This window comes from Halorubrum miltondacostae, assembly GCF_041379815.1.
GTDB lineage: Archaea > Halobacteriota > Halobacteria > Halobacteriales > Haloferacaceae > Halorubrum > Halorubrum miltondacostae.
In genome coordinates, this window is record NZ_JBEDNY010000004.1 from 158,542 (window position 1) to 181,580 (window position 23,039).

Here is a 23,039-nt window from a genome sequence, read left to right on the forward strand (position 1 = left end):
TAACCGAGAACAATGGCAACTGAAGAGTCCGAACGGTTCGACAACGTGGACTGGAACGACCTCTCGCGGTCGGGACGGTTCGATCTATCGATAAACTCGATCGGGATGCTGCTGACCGCCCTCCCGCTCACGCTGCTCGGTGTGTACAGCTGGGGGTTCACCGGGCCACGCACCGCGACCTTCGAGTTCATCGGCCTCGAGCGGAACTTGGAGAGTCTTGACTTCTTCTTCATTTTCACGCTGCTGTTGGCCTTCTGGTACCTCGCCTTGCCGCTGTACCAGAACCCGCGGATGACGCGGTACTACTGGAAGGAGTTCAAGCGGAACCGACCGGCGGTCGTGAGCCTCGGTTGGCTCGGCATCGTGTTCGTCGGCGGGCTCGTCGGCCCGCTGATCATGGACCCGCCCCAGCAGCAACTGCTCATCGGCTACCAGCCGCCGGTGTTCACCTCCGTCGTCGACACGACGCCGGCGACCTGCGTCGGCGAGGTGATGAACGGGCGGTGTTACGGCACGTGGCAGCATCCGCTCGGGACCACGCAAGGCGGGAAGGACGTGTTCACGATGATCGTCTACGGCATGACGATCAGCATGCAGATCGCGTTCATCACGACGACAATCGTTGCCACGATCGGAATCTCGTTCGGGACGCTGAGCGCGTACGCGGGCGGATGGATCGACGAGATCATGATGCGGTTCGTCGACATCATCCTCTCGTTCCCGACGTTCCTGATGTTCCTGCTCATCCTGTACATCTACGGCGCGGGGCTCGGGATGTTCATCGTCGTGTTCTCGCTGTTCGCCTGGGGCGGGACCGCGCGCTACATCCGGAGCAAGTCGCTGTCGATATCCGAGGAGGAGTTCATCAAGGCGAGCCGCATCAGCGGCGCAAGCACCTATCAAGTGATCCGGGGACACGTCGTGCCGAACGCGGCGAGCAGCATCATCACGCAGCTCACGCTGCTCATCCCCGGCTTCCTGCTCGCCGAGGCGCAGCTCGCCTTCCTCGGGATCGGCGACTCGGCGGTCCCCTCGTGGGGACAGCTCATCTCCGCGGGCCGGAGCGACCTCTCGTTCGCCCCGTGGATCGTGCTCGCGCCCGGTATCGTGCTGTTCTTCACCATCCTCGCGTTCAACTTCCTCGGCGACGCGCTGTTGGACGCGCTGAACCCCGAAGCGGAGGCTGAGAGCGAATAATGGCCGACGACCAACCACTACTCGAGGTCGAGAACCTCACGACGAAGTTCAGCACCGACAACGGAACCCTCACCGCCGTCGACAGGGTCGGCTTCACCGTCAACACCGGCGAGACGGTCTGTATCGTCGGCGAGTCGGGCTCCGGCAAGACGGTCGCGACGGAGTCGATCACCAAGATCATCAACACGCCGCCGGGAGAGATCGAGGGCACCGTGCGGTACAAGCGCCGCGACCTGCTGTCGATCCCCGAGTCGGAGCTCCGGCAGATCCGGGGCAACGAGATCGCACACATCTTCCAGAACCCGCAGGAGGCGATGAACCACTGCTACACCGTCGGGTGGCAGATCACCGAGGCGCTCCAGATCCACCAGGACGTCTCCAACGACGAGGCCCGCGCGAAGGCGGTGGACCTGATGGACCGCGTCGGGATCGCGAACGCCAGTTCGCGGTTCGACGACTATCCGCACGAGTTCTCCGGCGGGCAGAAACAGCGCGTGATGATCGCGATGGCGCTTGTCGGGGACCCAGACCTGCTCATCGCCGACGAGCCGACGACCGCGCTCGACGTGACCGTCCAGGCGCAGATCCTGCGCCTCCTCGACGACCTCCAAGAGGAGTTCGAGATGGGGGTCCTGTTCGTCACGCACGACCTCGGCGTCGTGGCGGAGATCGCCGACCGGATCGTCGTGATGTACGCCGGGAAGGTGATGGAGCGGGGCGACGTCCTCGACATCTTCGACCACCCGGGACACCCGTACACCCAGCAGCTGTTGGAGTGTCTCCCGGAGTTCGGCGGCACGGGCGGCGGAATACCGGGGACGCTCCCCGACCCGCACGACCCGCCGGACGGCTGTCGGTTCGCGCCCCGCTGCGAGTACGCCGAGGAGGCGTGCCGCACCGGCGAGCAGCCGGAGGGGATAGAGGTCGCGCCGGGCCAAGAGGTCTCCTGCGTCCACTACGGACCGGGCGGCAACCCCTCGATAGTCCGCAGCGAGGGGCTCGGCCCCGGCGACGAGACGGGAGCGGCCGACGGCGACAGCGAGGTGGGTTCCGCCGATGACTGAGCCGCTGCTCTCGGTGCGCGACCTGAAGAAGCACTACCCGATCCGGAAGGGGCTGTTCAACCGGAAGGTCGGCGCCGCCCGCGCCGTCGACGGGATCAGCTTCGACATCGAGGAGGGCGAGACGCTCGGGCTCGTCGGCGAGTCCGGCTGCGGGAAGTCGACCGCCGCGAGCTCCGTCATCCACTTGGAGAAGCCGACCGCGGGAGAGGTCATCTTCAACGGGAACGGTCGCGAGGGCGCGACGCGCGACCCCGACGGAACCCACCCCAACGACGTGACGGAGTTCGACGACGACGAGATGATGGAGTTCCGGCGGGGCGCCCAGATGATCTTCCAAGACCCGTCCTCGAGCTTCGACCCGCGGGTGTCTGTGGGGAACGCGGTCGGCGAGCTCCTCAAGATCCACGGGATGAGCGACCGTCACCGGCGTCGCGCCATCGTCGAGGACTTACTCGAGCGCGTCGGGCTCTCGGCGAACGACCTCGACCGGTACCCGCACGAGTTCTCCGGCGGGCAGAAGCAGCGGATCGCGCTCGCCAGGGCGCTGGTGTTGAACCCGGACCTGATCATCGCCGACGAGCCGGTGAGCGCCCTCGACGTCTCCATCCAGGCGGAGATCCTCTCGCTCATCAACGATCTTCAAGATGAGTTCGGCCTGTCGCTGCTGTTCATCAGCCACGACATGTCCGTGATCCGTCAGGTCTGTGACCGCGTGGCGGTGATGTACCTCGGCGAGATCGTCGAGATCGGGCCGGTCGAGGAGATCTTCACCGACCCGCAACACCCCTACACCGAGGCGCTGCTGTCCTCGATTCCGACGCCGGACCCGCGGGCCAGCGTCGGCGGCATCGAGCTGAAGGGCACCGTCCCCAGCCCGACGAACCCGCCGAGCGGCTGCCGGTTCCACACGCGGTGTCACAAGGTGATCCAGCCCGACGGGCTGGACATCGATCAGGACGACTGGCGGGGGCTGTTGAATTTCCGCGACAAGGTCGGCATCGACCAGGTCGACGTCGAACAGGTGCGAGAGAACATCGCCGGATCTGGGGCCGAGCCGACCGACTCCGAGGTCCGAGCGGAGATCCGCCGCGAGTTCGACATCAGCGAGACGGTCAGCGACCCGGACCTCGAACGGACGCTCTCGGAGGCGCTCGACCTCCTGATCGAGGGCGACTCGGAGCAGGCCGGAACGATTCTGTCAGACGCGATCACGACGCCGTGTGCCGAGCGCGAACCCGAACAGACGGTCCACGCGCCCGGCCACGAGTCCGCCTGTCTCCGGCACGAGGGACGGGCGGCCGCGGAGCCGAACCCGGCGGACGACTGACTCGACGCCGGCCGGAGTCGAGGCCGGTCACTCCGCTGTCGGCGCTATCGACGCGGGGTCGAGCCGCCGCGGCTCCGGCACCGTCGCGGCCGCCGGGGCGATCGCCACGTCGCCGCGGGAGTCGTCGCTCTTCGCTTCTTCGTCACCAGCCGCCGCGAGCACCGCCGTTCCGCCGGCGGAGAGCGGGGCGACGAGGCCGGCGGCGAGCGCCGAGGGGTCGGAGAAGGGGATTCTGAGGACGACGTGCGTCTCGTCGCCGATGTCGGCGGTCTCGACCGCGGCGGCGGCGAGCGAACACAGGTCGCGGTGGCTGACGTCCCCGTCCGCGCCGCGGACGGCGGGGTCGTCGGGGGCGACCTCGCTCGGCGGCATCCCCGGGTTCTCGCTCCACAGCTCCTTCTCCCAGTGCGTCGTGTCGGGGCGGTCCGGCGGGCCGCCGAACGCGGCGAGGTTCGTCCCGGGGGCCGGATCGAGCGCGTCGGCGGTCGCGACCGGAGCGAGGACGACGCGGTCGCCAGCGTCGATTCCCGCTTCCGGGTCGAACCGGACCGGGGCGCCGACGGCGGCGGCGCCGAGGAACGCAAGGGTCGTGTGGAACCCGGCCGTCGGCTCGACAGCGACGGTCGCGCCGGCCCGGACGCCGAGGTACCGGAGCACGTTCGCCGCCTTGTAGCCGTTCGTGATCAGATCGTGGTAGGTCCGCTCCCGGCCGTCCGGGGTCACGAGCGCCGGGTCGCGGGTGCGCCGGTCACGCGCGAGGAGATCGCCGACGAGGTCCATGTCCGATCTTCGAACGCCGCGCGTCTTAACGCTACGGCGTCGCGGAGGGACCCCGCGGCCCGGCCGGACCGCGTCGGGGCGCCGTCAGGGCGCGCCGGCGATCACCATCTTCGAGCCGTCGGCCGAGAAGGCGAGGTCGCGGGTGGACCCCGGGTCGACCCGGACCGCGTTGCCGGGCGCGAGGTCGACGGCGTCCCCGTCCACGGTGAGCGTCGCCTCCCCGTGGAGCAGCAGGTACACTTCCTCGTGGTCGGCGTCGCCGTGATCGTGTTCTACTCCCTCCCAGCCATCGTCGGCCTCAACGACGGTCGCGCCGAGCCGCTCGCAGTCGAGCGCCTCCCGGAGGAAGAACATCCCGGGCGCGCGCGGTCCCACGTCGCTGTAGGCCGTCGTGTCGTAGCCCATGCGTCGGCCGTCGTCGCGAGGGACGGAAAAGCTACGGGCCGCGGGAGAAGAGGCGCGACGCCGCGAACGGTGCTCAGAAAGAGCTCTTCAGCTTCTCGAAGAAGCCGCCGCCGACATCGATGTCCTCGCCGCCAGCCTCCGCGAACGTCTCCAGCGCCTCGCGCTGTTCGTCGTTGAGCGACTCGGGGACGACGACGGCGACTTGAACGTAGAGGTCGCCGTGGCCGCGACGGCGAAGCCGCGGCATCCCCTTGCCCTGAAGCCGGAACGTCTCGCCGCTCTGTGTACCGGCGGGGACGTCCATCTCCACGGTGCTGTCGACCGTCTCCACCTCGACCGTGTCGCCGAAGACGGCCTGCGGGAAGGAGATTGCCTCGTTGACGCGGAGGTCGTCGCCATCGCGCTCGAACCGGTCGCCGACGTCGACGTCGACCTCGATGAGCAGGTCGCCCTTCGGGCCGCCGTTCTCGCCCGGCGCGCCCTCGCGCTCCATGCGGAGGCTCTGCCCGGAGCGGATCCCCGCCGGGATCTCGACCGACAGCGTCGCCTCCTCGCGGACGACGCCGTCGCCGCCGCAGTCGGCGCAGTCCTCGCTGTACAGTTCGCCCTCGCCCTCGCAGCGGGGACAGGTCGACGTCTGCTGGACGCGGCCGAGCGGCGTCTGTTGGACCTGCTGGACCTGTCCGCGACCGTTACACTGCGGACACGTCTCGACGTCGGCGTCCGGGGGGTGGCCCGCGCCGTCGCAGGTGTCGCACTCGGTCGGTCGCGTGAGCGTGACTTCCTTGGTCGCCCCGTGGAACGCCTCCTCGAGGTCGATCGTCAGGCCGGTCTTGAGGTCGCGGCCCTGCCGCGGGCGGTTGCCGCCGCCACCGCCGCCGCGGCCGCGACCGCCGCCGAAGAACTGGTTGAAGATGTCCTCGAACCCGCCGGCGCCACCGGCCCCGCCGGCGCCGCCGAAGGGACCGCCGGCCCCGCCCGGACCGGCGCCGCCGCCGGTCGCGCCGCGCTTGTCGGCCTGCGTGAACCGATCGTGGCCCATCTGGTCGTACTGCTGGCGCTTCTGCTCGTCGGTGAGCACCTCCTTGGCCTTCTGGATCTTCTTGAATCGCTCCTCGGCGTTCTCGTCGTCGCTGACGTCGGGGTGGTGTTCTGCGGCCTGCTTGCGGTACGCCTTCTTTATCTCCTCCTCGCTGGCGTCCCGCGACACGCCGAGGACATCGTAGAAATCTTCGCTCATGCGTTACGTTCGTTAGGTTGTGTTGATCGACGGGTCGGTTTAAGCGGCAGGGTCGGACGTCCGGGGAGCGGGTCGGAGGGGGTTACTCCTCGTCGTCGTCCACGTCCTCGAAGTCGGCGTCGACGTACTCCTCGTCGTCTGCGTCGGCGCCGGGACCGGCGCCGCCGGGGCCCGCCGCACCGCCCGGACCGGCACCGCCCATGCCGCCGGGGCCGGCGCCGCCCGCGCCGCCCGGACCGGCCTGCGCGGCCTGTCCCTCGTACATCTGCTTGCCGATCTCTTGGAGCTCCTCGGTGAGCGCCTCGGTGACGGACTCGATCTCGTCGGTCTCGGCGTCCTCGTCTTCGAGCACGTCCTCGACGTCCTCGATGGCCGCCTCGATGTCGGCGACGAGCTCGTCGTCGTCGAGCTCTTCTTCGTTCTCCTCGAGGAGGGTCTCGGCGCGCTGGATCGTCGTCTCGGCCTCGTTGCGGGCCTCGATCCGCTCGCGGCGGGCTTCGTCCTCCTCGGCGTGCTTCTCGGCCTCCTCTTGCATCTCCTCGATCTCGTCGTCGGAGAGGCCGACGCCGCCCTCTATGGTGATCGACTCGGCGTTGCCCGAGCCTTGGTCCTCGGCCTCGACGTTGACGATGCCGTTCTCGTCGATGTTGAACGAGACTTCGATCTGCGGGGTCCCGGCCGGCGCCGGCGGGATACCGGAGAGCTGGAACGCGCCGAGCAGCTCGTTCTCCTCGGCGATCTCGCGTTCGCCCTGGAAGACGCGGACGTTGACGGAGGTCTGGTTGTCCGCGGCCGTGGTGAACACCTTCGACTCCTCGGTCGGGATGGTGGTGTTCTTCTCGATGAGCCGCTCAAAGAGGCCGCCCTTCACCTCGATCCCGAGCGAGAGCGGGGTCACGTCGAGCAGCACGATGTCGTCGACGTCGCCGGAGAGCACACCGCCCTGGACCGCCGCGCCGAGCGCGACCGCCTCGTCGGGGTTGACGTTCTTCTTCGGCTCCTGCCCGACGAGCTCCTCGACCTTCTCCTGGACCTGCGGCATCCGGGTCGAACCGCCGACGAGGATGACCTCGTCGATGTCCGACTTCGCGTAGTCGGCGTCGGCGAGCGCCTGCTCGGTCGGCTCGACGGTGCGGTCGATGAGGTCGGAGGTAAGGTTCTCGAACGTCGCGCGGGTGACGGACTGCTCGAGGTGGACCGGGCCGCTGTCGGTCGCGGTGATGAACGGGAGGTTGACCGTGGTCTCCTTCTTGTTCGACAGCTCAATCTTCGCCTCCTCAGCGGCGTCCTTCAGGCGCTGGAGCGCCTGCCGGTCGTCGCGGAGGTCGATCCCGTGGTCGTTCTGGAACTCGTCGGCGAGGTGGTCGATGAGCGCCTCGTCCCAGTCGTCGCCGCCGAGGTCGTTGTCGCCGTTGGTGGCGACGACCTCGTAGACGCCGCCGCCCAGGTCGAGGACGGACACGTCGAACGTGCCGCCCCCGAGGTCGTACACGAGGACGGTCTGGTCGGACTCGTCGTCGAGCCCGTACGCCATGGAGGCGGCCGTCGGCTCGTTGACGATGCGCTCGACGTCGAAGCCGGCGATCTCGCCGGCGTCTTTCGTCGCCTGGCGCTGCTTGTCGTTGAAGTACGCGGGGACGGTGATGACCGCCTTCTCGACATCGTCGCCGAGGTACTCCTCGGCGTCGCGTTTGATCTTCTGGAGGATCATCGCCGAGACCTGCTCTGGGGTGTACTCCTCGTCGCCGATCTCGACGGTGTAGTCGTCCTCGCCCATGTGCCGCTTGATCGACTGGATCGTGCGGTCCGGGTTCTGGACGGCCTGGTTCTTCGCCGGCTTGCCGACGAGACGCTCGTCGTCGTCGGCGAACGCGACGACCGAGGGCGTCGTCCGGTCGCCCTCGGCGTTGGCGATGATCTCGGGCTCGTCGCCCTCCATCACCGCGAACGCGGAGTTGGTGGTACCGAGGTCGATACCGAGAATTTTGTTGCTCGCCATCTTGGTCACAGATAGCGGCTTGTTTCGGTTAAAGGTTACTAGACGCCGCGATCTCTCCGGGAGAAGAAAGCCGCCGCAGTCGTGCGGTTTCTCGATCGTGTGACTCGCTCACATCGATGTTTTTATGCCGATCCGCAAAGGCAGCGCCGGTCCGAACTCACTGATGGGGGATCGCACCGGAGTGCGGACGCGAACCGACCCGCGATCGCCGGCTCAGATGCCGGAAACGAGGTCCTCGAGCACGGCCGCCGGATCGTCGGCCTTCGCGACGCCGGAGGCCAGCAGAACGCCGGCCGCGCCGAGGTCGCCGGCGGCCGCGACGTCCTCGCCGGTCGAGACGCCCGCGCCGCAGAACACGTCGACGTCGTCGTCGACCGCCTCCGCGGCCGCGACCGCGTCCTCGACGATCCCGGGGTCGGCGGTGGCGACGGAGACGTCGCCGCCGATGAGCGCCGGCGGCTCGACGGCGACCGCGTCGGGACCGAGGGCGGCGGCGGCGCCGATCTGGGCGGGGTTGTTCCCGCAGACGATCGTCTCGAGGTCGGCGCGCTCCCCCGCCTGAACGGAGCCGTCGATGTCGGCCAGCTTCAGGCGCTTCTCCGAGTGGTTGATCAGGGTTCCCTCGGCGCCGTTGTCGGCCGCTGCCTCGGCGAGCGTCGACCCCGTGTGCGACCCGTGTTCGTTCGGCGAGACGTGCTGCGCCCACGTCTCGACGCCCGTCTCAGCGACGCGAGCGAGGTCGGCCGCCTGCGGGGAGACGGCGATGCGCGCGCCGGACGCCTCGGCCACGTCGCGGGCCGCGGTCGCTACCTCGATCGGATCGCACGGGTACGCCTTGAGGTTCACCAGGATGAACATACGCTCACTCGGACGGCGCAGCGCAAATATGTTCGTGCTTCGCGGCGCGTTCCCCGTCGACACCTGCGGCGCGCCCCGGAGCCGGAGGCGCGCTCACGGCCCGGAGAGCAGAAACGACCTTATACCCCGCTGTTGTGGGTCCGGCAAGGGATGTCCCTCATCGAGCTCATCGCCGGCGTGGAAGCCCACGAGGCCACGCTGACCGTGTTCAACGCAGATCCGGCGGTTACGGAGGAGCTCCGGGAGTATTTCGCCGACCGCAACGTCCGGATCGTCGACGACCAGACCGCCTCCGGGCCGGAGGAGTTCGCCGTGTTGGCGCGGGACGGCGAGTTCGTCACGGGCGTGACCGTCGACGAACTGCTGCCCGGCCGGGGCGACGACGGAGAGGCCGGGTCGTCCAAGGGAGGCGACGAGTCCGAAACCGGACGACACGGCGGCGAGCGCGTCGGGAGCCCGGTGTTGGACCACCTCGACGAGACGATGTTTACCTCCTACTCCCGCGAGGACATGGTCGCCGCCTCGAGAGAGATCGAGGACCGCGCCTGGCGAGTCGGCGACGGGGAGCTCCACGCGGGGTTCCAGACCCTCGACGTCCTCACCGGGGAGGCGGACACCTACGACCTGCTCGGCGAGAAGGACCGGCTCGACGTCCACGCGTACGCCGCCGGCGAGGGCGACGCGCCGGACGTCGGCACCTACACCGTCCACGTCGGCGAGACCGCCGAGATCCGCGAGACGTGGTTCGTCGCGTACGACGGGGGCGGCTACGAGGACGCGAAGTGCGCGCTGCTCGCCGAGGAGCGCGCGCCCGGCGAGTTCTACGGGTTCTGGAGCTACGATCCCGAGACCGTCGACTACATCATCGACTACCTGACCGAGCGGTACGGCGGATCGGAGCAGACGGACGACGGCGGCGCGACCGTCTGAGGACCGGGAATAACGAGTACGGCAGGGTCGGAGCGTCGTCGCGGCTCAGTCCTTCCGCTTGACGACGTCGCCGAGCGTCATCGTGCCGGCGTCGTCCGTCTCCCAGTCGGCGTCGTCGGTCGACTGCCCCTCGACCAGCGAGATGTCGAGCGCGCGCTCGAGCTTGCGCTGGACCTCGTCGGTCGGGAGCGTGTCGGCGCGTTCGAGCTTGCGGATGAGGCTCGCCTTCTCGTTGAGCTGGTCGGCCAGTTCCTCCTGGCTCAACCCCCGCGACTCGCGGGCCTCGCGAATCAGCTCGTCGTAGTCGGTGGCGATCTCGTCCATGTCGTCGAACATGTCGCGGGGGCGAGTCGAGCTCCCCGACGAGCCGCCGGAGCCGGAGGACCCGGACGACGAGGACGACTTCCCGGTGCTGGAGCTGGTGGAGTACTTGCCGCCGCCGGAGCTCGTCGACTCGTCGCGGACCTCGGTGCCGAAGTCCGTACACGAGCTACAGAGCTCCAGTTCGGCGCCTTCGACCTTCGTCGTCGTCAGCGAGGCCTCCTCGGCGCCACACATCTCACACTGGGGCATACGCGAGGGTAACGTTCCCGGTGGTATAAAGGGTGTGCCGCGGCCTCGCGGCGCGGCCCGCCCGGCCGGCGTCGCAATCGTGCCGCGGTCGGTACCGACTTGTCGCCGCGGCGGGCAAGGAGCGTATGGACGTCCGCGTCACGCGCTCGACGCTCAGAGGGACCGCCCGCGCGCCGCCGTCGAAGAGCTACACCCACCGCGCGCTGCTCGCGGCGGGCTACAGCGACGGGGCGACCGTCGAATCGCCGCTGGTCTCCGCCGACACGCGGGCGACTGCCCGGGCCGTGGCCGCCTTCGGCGGGTCCGTCGCGCCCGCCGACGGTGCCGGGGACGGCGCGGCGGCGACCCAGGCGGCCGACCTCGATCTGACGGACGCCGACGCGCTGGCGGTCGAGGGGTTCGGCGGCCGGCCCGCGGTCCCTGACGACGTAATCGACTGCGCGAACTCGGGGACGACGATGCGGCTCGTCACCGCCGCGGCCGCGCTCGCCGACGGGGCGACGGTGCTGACCGGCGACGGGTCGCTCCGCTCGCGGCCGCAGGGCCCCCTGCTCGACGCGCTCGCCGACCTCGGCGTCCGCGCGGAGTCGACGCGGTCGAACGGGCAGGCTCCGCTCGTCGTCGCCGGCCCCCTCGGCGGCGGCGAGGTCGCGATCCCGGGCGACGTCTCCTCGCAGTACGTCACCGCGCTGCTGATGGCCGGCGCGGTCACCGACGACGGGGTCGAAGTCGACCTCACGACGCCGCTCAAGTCCGCGCCGTACGTCGACATCACGCTCGAACTGCTCGCCGATTTCGGGGTCGAGGCGACGCCGGTCGACGAGGCGGGCGACCCACTCGACGGGGCCGCGGGGGCCGCCGGCTTCACCGTCCCCGGCGGCCAGACGTACGCCCCGACTGACGGGACGTACGCGGTCCCCGGCGACTTCTCCTCCATCTCGTACCTGCTCGGCGCGGGCGCGGTCGCGGCCGCCCCCGGCGAGTCGCTTCGGATCGAGGGCGCGCGGCCCAGCGCGCAGGGCGACGCCGCGATCGTCGAGATCGTTGAGCGCATGGGCGCGCCCGTGGAGTGGGACCGGGAGGCCGGCGAGATCGCGGTCGAGCGCGCCGAGCTCTCCGGGGTCACCGTCGACGTGGGTGACACGCCCGACCTGCTCCCGACGATCGCCGCGCTCGGTGCGGTCGCCGACGGCGAGACGCGCATCGAGAACTGCGAACACGTCCGCTACAAGGAGACGGATCGCGTCTCCGCGATGGCCGAGGAGCTGGCGGCCATGGGCGCCGAGACGACCGAGGAGCGGGACGTGCTCACGGTCCACGGCGGCGAGAGCGACCTCCGGGGCGCGACCGTCGACGGCCGCGCCGACCACCGGATCGTGATGGCGCTGTCCGTCGCCGCGCTCGCCGCGGAGGGGACGACGATGGTCCGGGGCGCCGAGCACGTCGACGTCTCGTTCCCCGGCTTCTTCGACGCGGTGGCCGACCTCGGGATGGGCGTGGAGCGCGACGGCGCGGGCGAGTAACGACCGGGAGCTAAACTGAAGTACAATGGCGCGTGCCGACGAGGGCCCACAGGGCGCGAGTCGCACGCACGAGGTCGCCGGCGCTACGCGCCGGCTGCCAGAGGGACCTCTGGTCCCTCGCTGGACGAGGTGAGCGCTCGAAGAGCGCGAACCGCGAGGCTGGGGAGGCGTGAGGTGCGGTTGCTGTGCGGTGGGGGGTGGACTGAAAGGGGCAACCGCGAGGCGGGCACAGGCGACGCAAGCACTGGAGGGAGCGAACGCAGTGAGCGACTGAAGCGCACAGCGAGCGTGTGCCCGCCTCGCGGCTGGGGCTTTGGCAGTGTTCTCCGTCGATCCGCACGCCACTGCCTATGGCCGACCGGCTGGAAACTCGAATACCGTTACTACGGGGACCGCGTCCCATCGGGACCGACGGGTACACAAGCCCGCCGGAACGACACGCAGACATGGACGACATCGACGTCGAGCCCGTCGACCGCGTCGACGAGCCCGAAGGTGAGGGCACAGTCGAGCCCGCGGAGACGGACGAGGCACTGACCGTCGACGATGAGCTCGCCGACCTCCCCGCTGGCGTCGACGCACCCGACTACGTGCTGTACGGCGGGAAGGGCGGCGTGGGGAAGACGACGATGGCGGCCGCGACGGGGCTCGCCTCGGCCGCGGGCGGCGTCCGGACGCTCGTCGTCTCCACGGACCCGGCCCACTCGCTGTCCGACACCTACGAGACCGAGATCCCGGCCGAGCCGGCGCGGATCCGCGAGGACGTACCCCTGTACGCCGCCGAGATCGACCCCGACGCTGCGGTCGACGAGGGGATGTTCGGGGCGGACGGCGACCCGCTCGGCGGCCTCGGCGAGATGGGCGACGCGATGGGCGGCATGGGCGGCGACGGCGCGGCTGACGGCGAGGAGGGGCTCGGCGGGCTCCTCGGCGGGACGATGCCCGGCGCGGACGAGGCCGCGGCGATGCGCCAGCTGCTGGAGTACCTCGACGACCCCCGGTTCGACCGCGTCGTCGTCGACACCGCGCCGACCGGCCACACGCTCCGCCTGCTCCAGCTGCCGGAGATCATGGACTCGATGCTCGGCCGCGTGATGAAGCTCCGCCAGCGCTTCTCCGGGATGATGGACGGGATCAAGGGGATGTTCGGCGGTGGCGACGACGACCCAGACCCCTCCGCCGACCTCGAGGAGCTGCGCGAGCGCATCGAGCGGCTCCGCGCGGTCCTGCGCGACCCGGCGAAGACCGACTTCCGCGTCGTGATGATCCCCGAAGAGATGAGCGTCGTGGAGTCCGAGCGGCTCGTCGCGCGGCTCGACGAGTTCGGCATTCCGGTGAACACGCTCGTCGTCAACCGCGTGATGGAGGGGGTCGGCGACGTCACCGGCGAGGACGGGGCCGGGATCGACCCCGACTGGGTGGTCGAGCCGAACCCCGACACCTGCGAGTTCTGCGCGCGACGGTGGGAAGTCCAACAGAACGCGCTCCGGGAGGCGACCGACCTGTTCCGCGCCCGCGAGGTGAAGCGGGTCCCGCTGCTCGCGAACGAAGTGCGGGGCGAGGCCGCGCTGCGGGTCGTGGCGGCCTGTCTGGACTGAGCGTCCCGACACCGGCGCGCTGACCTTACTCGGCCGCGCTCCCCAGCAGTCGGTCTCGGACCAACTCAGCGACGCCCGTGAGATGCGCCTGTCCGAAGAGCCCGACGAGCACCGCGCCCGCGGTGTTGTACATCAGGTCGAGCACGGTGTCGTCGAGCCCGTACTGCGCGAGCGGCATGTCGATGCCGGTCTCGGTCGCGACGACGTCCAAGCCGAACTCGAACAGCTCCCAGAGCACGCCGAACGCGAGGACGATGAGCACGATGAAGACGAACGCGAACTGCGACGGGATCCGGATCCCGTCGCTGTGGAGGTCGACCGCCCGGAGCGTCGTGTACCCGGCCGCGGCGACCAGCGAGGCCGATAGCGCGTGGGTCATGTGGTCCCACCACTCGACCCGGGCGTAGAACCCCGCCGACCCGACCGTGTGGAGGAACACGGCTGTCGTGATCCACAGGGCCAGCCACGGGTCGAGCGGGAGGTCGTACCGACGTTCGAGCGTCGCGGGGACCAGCGTGACGAGGAGCGCGATGATCCCGTTGCTGATCGCCTTCTGCTCGCCCGCGAGGTACCCGTAGATAACGATGGCGACGAGGAGTACCTGCATCGCGCCCGTGAGCCGGCGCTGCGACGTGAGCGACGGCCGCGGGAGCAGCGTCATCGCCGCACCACCCGGCGGATGACCCGACGCAGGCGGCGTCCCCGCCCCCGGAAGTAGCCGTCGAAGAGGAGTCCGGCCACGAGCCCGGCCAGCGTGACGTACATCCACTCGATCATCAGCGCGTCGTTCGTCGTCAGGTACGCGGTGCCGACGCGCTGGTCGAGGTTCCAGCGCAGCACCGTCCACACCGCCGCCGTCGCCAGCGTGGCCATCACGACGAAGCCGACCGCGAACCAGTGGGTGAGCCGCAGCGTCGTGAACATGTGGAGGTCGACGGCGATCACGAGCGCCAGCGCCGCGATGGCGACGTACGTCGCGAACGTCCCCGGCTCGCCGCCGAAAAGCGCGCGAACGAGGACCGGAAGCAGCGCGAGACCGACCAGCTCCGCCGGGAGCATCGCCCGCCAGTCCCGGGCCGCCGCGGTCGGGGCGAGCACCACCGCGCCGAGGCCGCTGATAATCACCGCCGACAGCACGTCGTAGTCGAGCGCGCTCTCGACGAGGACGCCGGCCAGGACCGCGATCATCGCCCACGCGGCGACCGCGTTGAGCCGGCCGTCGCGGACCAGCCGCGTCAGTCGGTCCTCGACGGCCCCCAGCGTGCCGGCCAGATCCTCGCTGGACTCCCCGTCGCCGACGTCCGCCTCGGAGCCGGTCTCGGCGTCGCGGCGGCGATCTCCGTCCATGTCCAGTACGGGGGACGGGGAGGGTTATAAGATGTCGCTCGGGATCGGCGGGGAACTCCGGCCGAGTCACCGGAGGTGGCCGAAACGGCCGCCGAACGGACGCCCTTTTATCTTCCACGACCGTTTGATCGATATGAACTGCCGGCGGTGTGGGACCCCGTTACAGAAGCCGGGGGACTACTGTCTGACCTGTAACACCGCCAACGCGGACGCGGTCGTCGCCGAGTTCGACGTCGACCGCGCGCGGCTGACGATGCTGGACGAGGACGCCGTCGTCGGCGAGACGACGATCACCACGCGGCCGGAGGACGCCGAGCGGCTGACCGAGGTCCAGCTGCGGAACTTCGCGGGGCGCGTCGCCGACGAGATCCGGCGGAAGCGCCCGGAGACCGTCTACGCCGCCGGCGAGCGCGAACCCCTCCGCGAGACCCGCGCCCAGCTCCACCACGAGTTCTACCGCGTCCCCGACGGGGGCGCGAGCGGGAGCGGCGGCGGACCAACCGGAGGAAGCGGTGGTACGGGAAGCGACAGCGCTCCCGACGACGACGGAGCGGACGCGAGCCCGGTCGTTCAGTGGGTCCTCGACCGCCGGGGCGACCGGTCGCTGGCGGTGGTCGAGACCCCGCCCCGCGAGAAGATCGGCGGGTCGCACTCGACGCTCATCGGCGACCGAAAGGGGCGGAAGGCCGTCCAAACGGTCGCGGAACACCCGCACGTCAAGAAGATCGTCCCCGGCCCCATCGACGCCGGCGGGACGGGGTCGCGGACCGGCCTCCGCGCGAAGGCGACGCGGGCGGGGACCAACGGCAACGTCCGCCTGCTCTTACGGGACGGCTCCAGCGTCCAGGAGAACCGGATCGTCACCACGGCGATGGACCGCGAGACCGGCGAGCGCGTCCGCGAGGACCTCAACGAGGCGCTCCGCGACGCGGAGCTCCAAGACGTCTAGCCCCGGGCGTCTCGGGACGGACGCGCTCGCTCCGCCGTGATCGCCGGTCCCCGCCCGCGGGTCGTCGCTCCGGGCGCACCGGGCGTGTGCGGGTCTGGCGCCCGGTGTCTAGATCCCGGTCGCAGCGTCCGGAAGCGGTCACTCTCGGGCGCGCTACTGTCGCGGGGTTTTTCACGAAACCGGGCGTTGCGGGCGGTGTGAGTACCCTCGTCACGCTCGGCGCGGGCGTCGTCTTCGGACTGGCGCTCGCCGCGCCGCCCGGTCCGATGAACGCGGTGATCGCCGAGGAGGCCGTCCTCCGCGGTCGCTTCGCCGGCTTCCGCGCCGGGCTCGGCGCGGCGACCGCCGACGCGATCTTCTTTGTTCTCGCGTACATCGGCGTCGTCGCGGTCGTGGAGTCGTTCCCGCTGTTACAGGGCGCCATGGTCGCGATCGGCGGCGTCCTCATGCTGTACTTCGCCGTCGGCGCGGCCCAAGGCGCGCGGGCGTCGTTTCGCCCGACATCCGGAGAGGAGACGATCGCGGCGGAGGGGAAGGGGTTCCGCAAGGCGCTGGTACTCGCCCTGACGAACCCGTACCAGGTGCTGTTCTGGCTGACGATCGGCGTCGGCCTGCTCCGGCCGGGCGAGCTCGACGTGTTGTCTCGGCTCCCGGTCGTCGGGGCCGACCTCGCCGGGGCGCTCGTGGTCGCCACGGGCTCGCCCGCGCTCATCGGCGGGTTCTTCCTCGGCGTGCTGGTCTGGATCGTCGGCTTCCCGACGGGGCTCGTCGCCGCCGAGCGCCGGATCGAGACGTTCGCCCCGCTCGTCGCCGTCGCCTCCGCGGTCGTGCTCGCCGGCTCCGGCGTCTACTTCCTCTACGACGCGGCGACGACCCTAGCGGCGCTCGGGGCGTAGCCGGAGCGGGCGCGGGGAGACGGCGGCCCCGTGGCGGCCGCGTGCGATCCACATGGACAACGGCTTTGACCCGTCGGCGTGACCGTCCCGTATGTTCGAGAAGACGACGTGGATCAAGCTCCCGCGGAACGTCCTCGTGGGACACGACGTCCTCGACGACCTCGGGGAGGCGGTCGGCGAGCTCTACCTCACCGGGCGGCCGCTGATCGTGACGAGCCCGACGCCGAACGAGATCGCCGGCGACCGCGTCAGAGCCCAGTTCGACGACCCCGCGACCGCCGTCGTGGAGAACGCCTCTTTCGCGGCCGTCGAGGACCTGAAAGAGACAGCGGAGGCGGTCGACCCCGGCTACCTCATCGCGCTCGGCGGCGGAAAGCCGATCGACATCGCGAAGATGGCCGCCGACCACCTCGATGTCGGTTTCGTTTCCGTGCCGACGGTCGCCTCCCACGACGGCATCGTCTCGGGGCGCTCCTCGATCCCCGAGGGCGACACGCGCCACTCCGTCGCCGCCGACCCGCCGCTGGCCGTCGTGGCGGACACGACGCTGCTCGCGAACGCCCCGTGGCGGCTCACCACCGCGGGCTGTGCGGACATCATCTCCAACTACACCGCGGTGAAGGACTGGCGACTGGCCCGCCGCCTGCGCAACGTCGAGTACAGCGAGTACGCGGGCGCGCTCTCGGAGATGACGGCGGAGCTGCTCGTCGAGAACGCCGACATGATTCGCCCGGGCTTAGAGGAGTCGGCGTGGGTCGTCGTGAAGGCACTCGTCTCCTCCGGGGTCGCGATGTCGATCGCCGGCTCCTCGCGGCCCGCCTCCGGCGCGGAACACCTCATCTCGCACCAGCTCGACCGCATCGCGCCGGGGAAGGCGCTTCACGGCCACCAGGTCGGCGTGGCGTCGATCATGACGGAGTTCCTCCACAGCGGCGAGAACGGGCGGTGGGCGGCGATCCGCGACGCGCTCGCCGAGCTCGACGCCCCGACGACCGCGGCCGAGCTGGGCGTCGACGACGCCGAGCTGATCGCCGCCCTCACCAGTGCCCACGAGATCCGCGACCGCTACACCATCCTCCAGGGCGGGATCAACGAGGAGGCGGCGGTGGAGGTCGCGACCGCGACGGGCGTCATCGAGAACTGATCGCGCGCTCGACGCGGCGCGTCGCCGAGCCGCTCGCGGCGGGCCGATCGCACCGACCAAGCCCCGCGGTCGAGGCGACCTCGAAAGGACAATAACGCTCCCGGCAGTAGGTCTGGTATGTCCACCGCCAGTGTTCGCGACAGGGCCGGAGACCACCCGCGGGCGATAACCGCCCTCCTCACGGTCGTCGGCTACGGGGCCGTCGGCGGGGTGTTCCTCGTCCCCGAGTTCCAGGCGCTATTCCCGACGCTCACGAAGGGGACCGTCGACCTCCTCGCGCACGCCATCGCCGCCGTCAACACGGTCACCGTGATCACGCTCTCGCTCGGGTGGTACTGGATCCGCAACGACGAGGTGAAAAAGCACGCCGCGGCGATGACGACGTCGTTCGGGCTCATCCTCCTCTTCCTCGCGATGTACCTCCCGAAGGTCGCGGGCGGCGGGACCAAGGAGTTCGTGTTAGACTCGGCGTACGCGTGGGTCCCGCTGTGGGACTGGGTGTACCCGGCGTACCTGCTCATGCTCGCGATCCACATCGTCCTCTCCGTCGTCTCCGTCCCGGTCGTCCTCTACGCCATCGTCCTCGGGCTCACCCACACCGAACGCGAGCTGCGGAACGAGACGCCCCACCGGCGCGTGGGGCGGATCGCGGCGAGCGCGTGGATCCTCTCGCTCGTCCTCGGGGTCGTCACCTACCTCCTCCTCAACCACCTGTACGACTCGACGTTCGCGGCCGCCGAGGCCGCGGCGGTCCTCCTGCCGGCCGTGCCGGTCTGAGCGCTCGACCACCGCTCCCGGCGCAAGCCGTCGATTCCCCTCCCGCCCGCTTCCGGCCGCCCCCGCCGCCACCGAAACGCTTGACCGGCGGCCGCGACACGCACACGCATGACCGACTGGATCGGCGAGACGTTCACGAGCGACGCGGGCTGGAACCACCTCCTCGACCTCGTCGACGTCGGCGATCGGATGGCCGGGTCGCCGGGCGAGCGCGAGGCGCTGGAGCTGACCCGCGACGGGTTCGCCGACGCGGGCGCGCGGAACGCGACCGTCGAGGAGTTCGATATCCAGGGCTGGGAGCGCGGCGACAGCGCGATCCGCGACGCGGCGACCGGCGACGCCGTCGCCGTCGGCCCGAACGCCTGTATCGCGCTGCCGCGGAGCCCGAGCGCCGAGGCGACCGGCGAGTTCGTCGACCTCGGGTACGGGATCCCCGAGGACTTCGATGCCGACGTGGAAGGGAAGGTCGTGATGGTGTCGTCGGACACGCCCGACTCCGTCGACCGGTTCGTCCACCGTCGGGAGAAGTACTACCGCGCGGTCGACGCCGGCGCGGCCGCCTTCGTCTTCGTCAACCACGTCGAGGGGACGCTCCCGCCGACCGGAAGCGTCGGGACCGCGGACGCGCCCATCGGCGACATTCCCGCGGTCGGCGTCTCGAAGGAGGCCGGCGCGCGCCTCGCGCGGCGGCGCGAGGGCGACGAGCTGACTGTCGCGGTGGACTGCGAGACGCCGGCGGCGACGAGCGGGAACGCCGTCGCCGAGCTTGGGCCGGACACCGACGAACATCTGATCGTCTCCTCGCACGTCGACGCCCACGATCTCGCGGAGGGCGCGATGGACAACGGCGCCGGGACCGCGACCATCGTCGAGATCGCGCGGGCGCTCGCGGCGCGCGAAGACGAACTCGACGTGAAGGTCCGGTTCGCCGCGTTCGGCGCCGAGGAGGTCGGCCTCGTCGGCTCGTCGGTGGCCGCCGAGGCGGCCGACAGGGAGGCGGTCCGCGCCGTCGTCAACGTCGACAGCAACGTGTTCGGCCGGACGCTTCGGCTCGACCACCACGACTTCGACGCGCTGGCGGCGGCCGCCGAGCGCGTGAGCGACCGCTTCGACCACCCGATCGCGACCGGCGAGGAGCTGGTTCCCCACAGCGACCACTGGCCCTTCGTGAAGCGCGGGATCCCGGGGTACATGATCTCGGGCGAGACCGAGGGCCGCGGTCGCGGCTGGGGCCACACCCACGCCGACACGCTCGACAAGCTGGAGTCGCGGAACCTCCGGGAGCAGGCGATCCTCCTGACCGAGCTCGTCGTCGACCTCGCGGCCGCCGACGTGTCGATCCCGCGCCGCGACGCCGACGAGATCGCCGCGGCGCTCGAGGCGGAGGGGAAGGCGACGGGAATGAAGCTCACCGGCGACTGGCCGTTCTAGCGAGCGGCGAGCGGCCGGAGAAACCGCGGTCGGGGGCGGGGGTCGTCAGGCGACGACGAACTGGTTCCAGATCCCTTCGATGACGAAGAACAGCGCGTAGTACGACGACCACACCAGCACGACGAGCGAGGCGGCGATCGAGCTCTTCGGCGCCTCGATCGTCATGTCGTTGCGCGCCTCGACGTTGCGCGCCTCCAGTTCGAAGAAGTCGGCGATGAACATCGCGAGCACGAGCACCGACAGGATCGTGCCGCTCACCGGCGAGTCGAGGATGAACAGGAACGAGAGGAGGACGAGGCCGACGTTGGTGAACACGTGCGGCGTGTACGCCTCCACGCTGTCCGCCTCCTGCCCCTCCTCGACGTGCCGCCTGTGCGCGAGGTGGCGCGTGGCGAGGTTCGCGACGGTCATCACGAAGATCGCGTACGGCAGCACCGGCCCGACGGCGGCCAGCCAGTCGAGGGGAACGAGGAACTGCAGTGGGTCCATATCCACCACTTCCGTTCACGACGTATTAGAGTGTTTCCGATCGCCGCGCCCGCGAGACGGCCCGGACCGCCTCACTCGGCCGTCGGCGCGAGCAGCTCGACCGTCGCCGCGGTCTCGATCCGGACCGGGCAGTGCGGCGCGATGGTCCCGCTGCGGACGCCGTCGACCACCAGCGCGACGGGCTCCTCGCCGCGCTTGACGGTGACCCGGAGCCCGTCGGAGGCGACCCACGTGTCCGGGCGGGTGGTGAACGGCGAAATCGGGACGACCGAGAGCCCGCCGCCGGGCGACACCACGGGACCGCCGGCCGCCGCCGCATAGCCGCCGCTGCCGAGCGGCGTGGCGACCACCGCGCCGTCCGCCCGCATCGAGACCTCGTCGCCGTCGGAGAAGGCGATCCCGTACTCCGAGATCCGGGCCGGCTCCGCCGTCACGAACGCGACGTCCGCGGCCGCAAGCGGCCCAGTGTCGTCGCTGCCCGCCTCGACCGAGAGGACCGGGTGCGCGACGCGAGAGAACCCGTCGATCGCGGCGGGCGACGCCCCCAACCCGTCGACGACGTCCGCGAGCAGCTCGGTCGCGGACTCCGGATCGAGCGCGTGACGGCCGTCGCCGATCGGGAGGATCGGCACCGACCGCACTTCGCCGCTCGCGACCGCGCGCATCGCCTCCCGCAACGCGGCGTCCCCGACGGCGACGATTCCGTCGGCCTCGGCGGGGTCCGCGAGGCGGGCATCCGCGGCGCTCACCGCCGATCGGACCACCGCCGTCGGGTCGGCGTCGCCGAGGATAGCGAGGCGGGGCGTCGGCTCGCTCATGCGCCAGCCTCGGGCGAGCGGCGGTGAAAAGCTCCCGGTTCGTCGGCGGGTGCGGACGCGTCGCTCGGCGATCGTCGAGAGGGACCGCAGAAGCGAGACGAAAGGGTCGAGTTCAGTTCGCGGTCGCGTCGTCGTCGTTGAGCGCGTCCCGGAGCTGCCGGCTGACCGGGATGAGGACCCAGAACGTCAACGCGCCGAGGACCATCAGCCAGAAGAACACGTCGCCCGCGACGAGGCCGATCTCGCCGTACGCCGTGTCCACGCCCTCCGCCGGGTTCACGAGCTGTACCACGTCGTAGTACGACGGCGTGCGGTACCAGCCGCCGAAGGTGATCCACCCGAGGCCGCCGATCGCGAACAAGGCGAAGCCCTTGATGAACTCGTCTGCCATTATCTCACGTTTCGCTGGAGTCGTCTTGAGACTTTCCCATCCCCTGTCCGCGGAACCGGGTCCCGAGCACGTACACCGTGGTCCCGAGGATAATGAAGCCGACGCCGGTGATCGCTAACAACGCCACCAAGACGTCTTCGGGCGGCAGGATTCCGGCGCTGTCGAGCAGGTAGACGATGGTCACCCGGACGAAGCTGATCTGGAGCGTCGCGGCGTCGATGAGCGTGAACCCGACGAAGTAGGTGACGACCGCGGCGAGCGTCGAGAAGACGGTGACGGCCTTGTACAGCCGGAACGGCACGACCACTTCCCGGCCGCTCGGTCCGTCGCGCGGGCCCGTCGGCTCGTTTCGCGGGTCGGCGTCGTCGTCGGCCGCGATCGGGTCGCCCGTCTCGTCGAACGACTGCGACGCGTTGCCGTCTGTTGATGATGACATGAGGTTACGGAACGTCGGGAACGGCGGCCGCGACCGCGCGTCGGTCGCACGGCCGCGGCGGGGGTCTCGTCGGCGTTACTTCGGCGGCCGCAGCATGAAGTAGCGGCGGTTGAGGTCGTACATGTACCCCTCCCGCATCGTCTTCAACACCGCGTAGGTGATCACGCCCCCGGCGATCGGCAGCATGAACGTGAGCGAGAACAGCAGCTCGAGCTGGATCGGGAAGAAGTTCTGGATGGCGAGCACGGCCAGCGTGAACGCGAGGATGACCCCGGCCACGCCGAGCGCCGCCCAGCCCGGCTCCTCGACGGGACGCCGCGCGTTCCCCTTGTTGAGGAAGGGCACGAGCGTGATGACGCCGAAGATCGCGCCGTGCGCGATGAGGCCCAGCAGCTCGTTGGACATGATGATGTCCCCGCCCAGGACCGCGAGGTCCGGGTTGATCGGGTCGAGCTTCAGTAGGCCGAACGACCAGTAAAGGTACCAGTCGGGCAGGATGATCGCCGGCGTGGAGCCGGGGTTCGCCGGGTCACCGAAGTGGCCCGGCAGGATCGAGGCCACGAGCAGCATGATCCCGAGGAAGAACGACGTGATCGCGAGGTTCCGGATCGTCTCGTGGGGCCACGTCGGGAAGCCGAGCACGTCGCGCTCGACGTAGGTCGACTCCGTGCGCAGGTCCTCGTCCTCGCGCCGCGAGCGCTCGAAGTACTGGTAGGTGAGCTGTGCGAGCCCCTGGCTGCGCTCCTTGCGCTCGGACCAGGTCGGCGTCTCGTCGTCCGGCGGGACGGTCGCCGGCGGGCCGCCGTCGGTCCGCGCCTCGTCGTCGGTGCCTCCGTCGGTCATGGGAGTGGTGTCGTCGGTCATCGG

At 70.3% G+C, this 23,039-nt stretch carries 24 protein-coding genes; 11 read left to right on the top strand and 13 right to left on the bottom strand.

What is annotated here, in order from left to right; genetic code table 11:
- Positions 1-12 precede the first annotated feature (12 nt).
- From ABNG04_RS12875 to ABNG04_RS12885, 3 genes are read left to right on the top strand one after another with little or no spacing between them, the layout of a single operon-like run.
- A complete protein-coding gene (locus tag ABNG04_RS12875; protein WP_371162809.1) occupies positions 13-1,197 on the top strand; it encodes an ABC transporter permease in 1,185 nt (394 codons plus the stop codon).
- A complete protein-coding gene (locus ABNG04_RS12880) occupies positions 1,197-2,261 on the top strand; it encodes an ABC transporter ATP-binding protein (RefSeq protein WP_371162810.1) in 1,065 nt (354 codons plus the stop codon). The genes ABNG04_RS12875 and ABNG04_RS12880 overlap by 1 nt, the downstream gene beginning before the upstream one ends.
- Positions 2,254-3,588, top strand: coding sequence for an ABC transporter ATP-binding protein (locus tag ABNG04_RS12885; RefSeq protein WP_371162811.1), 1,335 nt, complete (start codon positions 2,254-2,256; stop codon positions 3,586-3,588). The genes ABNG04_RS12880 and ABNG04_RS12885 overlap by 8 nt, the downstream gene beginning before the upstream one ends.
- Positions 3,589-3,615: 27 nt before the next feature.
- On the opposite strand, the gene ABNG04_RS12890 is transcribed toward ABNG04_RS12885, so the two are convergent.
- From ABNG04_RS12890 to tpiA, 5 genes are all read right to left on the bottom strand, one after another.
- Positions 3,616-4,368: an acyl-CoA synthetase family protein gene (locus ABNG04_RS12890; protein ID WP_371162812.1), complete on the bottom strand. Its 753-nt coding sequence runs from the start codon at positions 4,366-4,368 to the stop codon at positions 3,616-3,618.
- A gap of 84 nt (positions 4,369-4,452) precedes the next feature.
- Complete coding sequence (locus ABNG04_RS12895) at positions 4,453-4,773, bottom strand: cupin domain-containing protein (RefSeq protein WP_371162813.1); 321 nt, start codon at positions 4,771-4,773, stop codon at positions 4,453-4,455.
- Positions 4,774-4,846: 73 nt separating this feature from the next.
- Positions 4,847-6,013, bottom strand: a complete 1,167-nt coding sequence (gene dnaJ / locus ABNG04_RS12900) for a molecular chaperone DnaJ (protein WP_371162814.1) — start codon at positions 6,011-6,013, stop codon at positions 4,847-4,849.
- Positions 6,014-6,095: 82 nt separating this feature from the next.
- Entirely contained in the window at positions 6,096-8,012 is a 1,917-nt protein-coding gene (gene dnaK, locus ABNG04_RS12905) for a molecular chaperone DnaK (protein WP_371162815.1), read from the bottom strand.
- 213 nt (positions 8,013-8,225) lie between these two features.
- On the bottom strand, positions 8,226-8,870 hold the full coding sequence (gene tpiA, locus ABNG04_RS12910) for a triose-phosphate isomerase (RefSeq protein ID WP_371162816.1): 645 nt from the start codon (positions 8,868-8,870) through the stop codon (positions 8,226-8,228).
- A gap of 150 nt (positions 8,871-9,020) precedes the next feature.
- On the opposite strand from tpiA, the gene ABNG04_RS12915 reads away from it, so the two are divergent.
- The gene (locus ABNG04_RS12915; protein ID WP_371162817.1) at positions 9,021-9,800 is read left to right on the top strand and encodes a DICT sensory domain-containing protein; all 780 of its coding nucleotides are present in this window, start codon (positions 9,021-9,023) and stop codon (positions 9,798-9,800) included.
- A 45-nt stretch (positions 9,801-9,845) separates the two neighbouring features.
- Here the strand turns inward: ABNG04_RS12915 and ABNG04_RS12920 are convergent, their stop codons facing one another.
- A complete protein-coding gene (locus ABNG04_RS12920) occupies positions 9,846-10,373 on the bottom strand; it encodes a multiprotein bridging factor aMBF1 (RefSeq protein WP_371162818.1) in 528 nt (175 codons plus the stop codon).
- Between the two features lie 125 nt (positions 10,374-10,498).
- Here ABNG04_RS12920 and aroA point away from each other — a divergent pair, with 125 nt between their 5' ends.
- Together aroA and ABNG04_RS12930 are read left to right on the top strand one after the other, a co-directional pair.
- Entirely contained in the window at positions 10,499-11,896 is a 1,398-nt protein-coding gene (aroA, locus tag ABNG04_RS12925) for a 3-phosphoshikimate 1-carboxyvinyltransferase (protein WP_371162819.1), read from the top strand.
- 446 nt (positions 11,897-12,342) lie between these two features.
- Positions 12,343-13,494, top strand: coding sequence for an ArsA family ATPase (locus ABNG04_RS12930; protein WP_371162820.1), 1,152 nt, complete (start codon positions 12,343-12,345; stop codon positions 13,492-13,494).
- A gap of 25 nt (positions 13,495-13,519) precedes the next feature.
- Here the strand turns inward: ABNG04_RS12930 and ABNG04_RS12935 are convergent, their stop codons facing one another.
- Together ABNG04_RS12935 and ABNG04_RS12940 are read right to left on the bottom strand one after the other, a co-directional pair.
- Positions 13,520-14,155, bottom strand: a complete 636-nt coding sequence (locus ABNG04_RS12935) for a DUF2238 domain-containing protein (RefSeq protein ID WP_371162821.1) — start codon at positions 14,153-14,155, stop codon at positions 13,520-13,522.
- The gene (locus ABNG04_RS12940) at positions 14,152-14,841 is read right to left on the bottom strand and encodes a hypothetical protein (RefSeq protein ID WP_371162822.1); all 690 of its coding nucleotides are present in this window, start codon (positions 14,839-14,841) and stop codon (positions 14,152-14,154) included. The genes ABNG04_RS12935 and ABNG04_RS12940 overlap by 4 nt, the downstream gene beginning before the upstream one ends.
- Before the next feature lie 133 nt (positions 14,842-14,974).
- Here ABNG04_RS12940 and ABNG04_RS12945 point away from each other — a divergent pair, with 133 nt between their 5' ends.
- From ABNG04_RS12945 to ABNG04_RS12965, 5 genes are all read left to right on the top strand, one after another.
- The gene (locus ABNG04_RS12945; RefSeq protein WP_371162823.1) at positions 14,975-15,790 is read left to right on the top strand and encodes a DUF2103 domain-containing protein; all 816 of its coding nucleotides are present in this window, start codon (positions 14,975-14,977) and stop codon (positions 15,788-15,790) included.
- A 197-nt stretch (positions 15,791-15,987) separates the two neighbouring features.
- Positions 15,988-16,686 (top strand): LysE family translocator, encoded by a 699-nt coding sequence (locus ABNG04_RS12950; protein WP_371162824.1) that lies wholly within the window; start codon positions 15,988-15,990, stop codon positions 16,684-16,686.
- A gap of 91 nt (positions 16,687-16,777) precedes the next feature.
- Complete coding sequence (locus tag ABNG04_RS12955; RefSeq protein ID WP_371162825.1) at positions 16,778-17,830, top strand: NAD(P)-dependent glycerol-1-phosphate dehydrogenase; 1,053 nt, start codon at positions 16,778-16,780, stop codon at positions 17,828-17,830.
- Between the two features lie 117 nt (positions 17,831-17,947).
- A complete protein-coding gene (locus ABNG04_RS12960) occupies positions 17,948-18,607 on the top strand; it encodes a DUF420 domain-containing protein (RefSeq protein ID WP_371162826.1) in 660 nt (219 codons plus the stop codon).
- Positions 18,608-18,715: 108 nt separating this feature from the next.
- Positions 18,716-20,038 carry a M28 family peptidase gene (locus ABNG04_RS12965; RefSeq protein ID WP_371162827.1) on the top strand — a complete coding sequence of 441 codons (1,323 nt, stop codon included), beginning with the start codon at positions 18,716-18,718 and terminating at the stop codon, positions 20,036-20,038.
- 45 nt (positions 20,039-20,083) lie between these two features.
- On the opposite strand, the gene ABNG04_RS12970 is transcribed toward ABNG04_RS12965, so the two are convergent.
- From ABNG04_RS12970 to ABNG04_RS12990, 5 genes are all read right to left on the bottom strand, one after another.
- Entirely contained in the window at positions 20,084-20,527 is a 444-nt protein-coding gene (locus tag ABNG04_RS12970; protein WP_371162828.1) for a DUF7313 family protein, read from the bottom strand.
- 71 nt (positions 20,528-20,598) lie between these two features.
- Positions 20,599-21,345 (bottom strand): NAD(+)/NADH kinase, encoded by a 747-nt coding sequence (locus ABNG04_RS12975; protein WP_371162829.1) that lies wholly within the window; start codon positions 21,343-21,345, stop codon positions 20,599-20,601.
- A gap of 112 nt (positions 21,346-21,457) precedes the next feature.
- A complete protein-coding gene (locus ABNG04_RS12980) occupies positions 21,458-21,736 on the bottom strand; it encodes a DUF7314 family protein (RefSeq protein ID WP_371162830.1) in 279 nt (92 codons plus the stop codon).
- Positions 21,737-21,740: 4 nt separating this feature from the next.
- On the bottom strand, positions 21,741-22,172 hold the full coding sequence (locus ABNG04_RS12985; protein ID WP_371162831.1) for a DUF7315 family membrane protein: 432 nt from the start codon (positions 22,170-22,172) through the stop codon (positions 21,741-21,743).
- Between the two features lie 75 nt (positions 22,173-22,247).
- Positions 22,248-23,036, bottom strand: a complete 789-nt coding sequence (locus ABNG04_RS12990; RefSeq protein ID WP_371162832.1) for a cytochrome b family protein — start codon at positions 23,034-23,036, stop codon at positions 22,248-22,250.
- Positions 23,037-23,039: the final 3 nt, after the last annotated feature.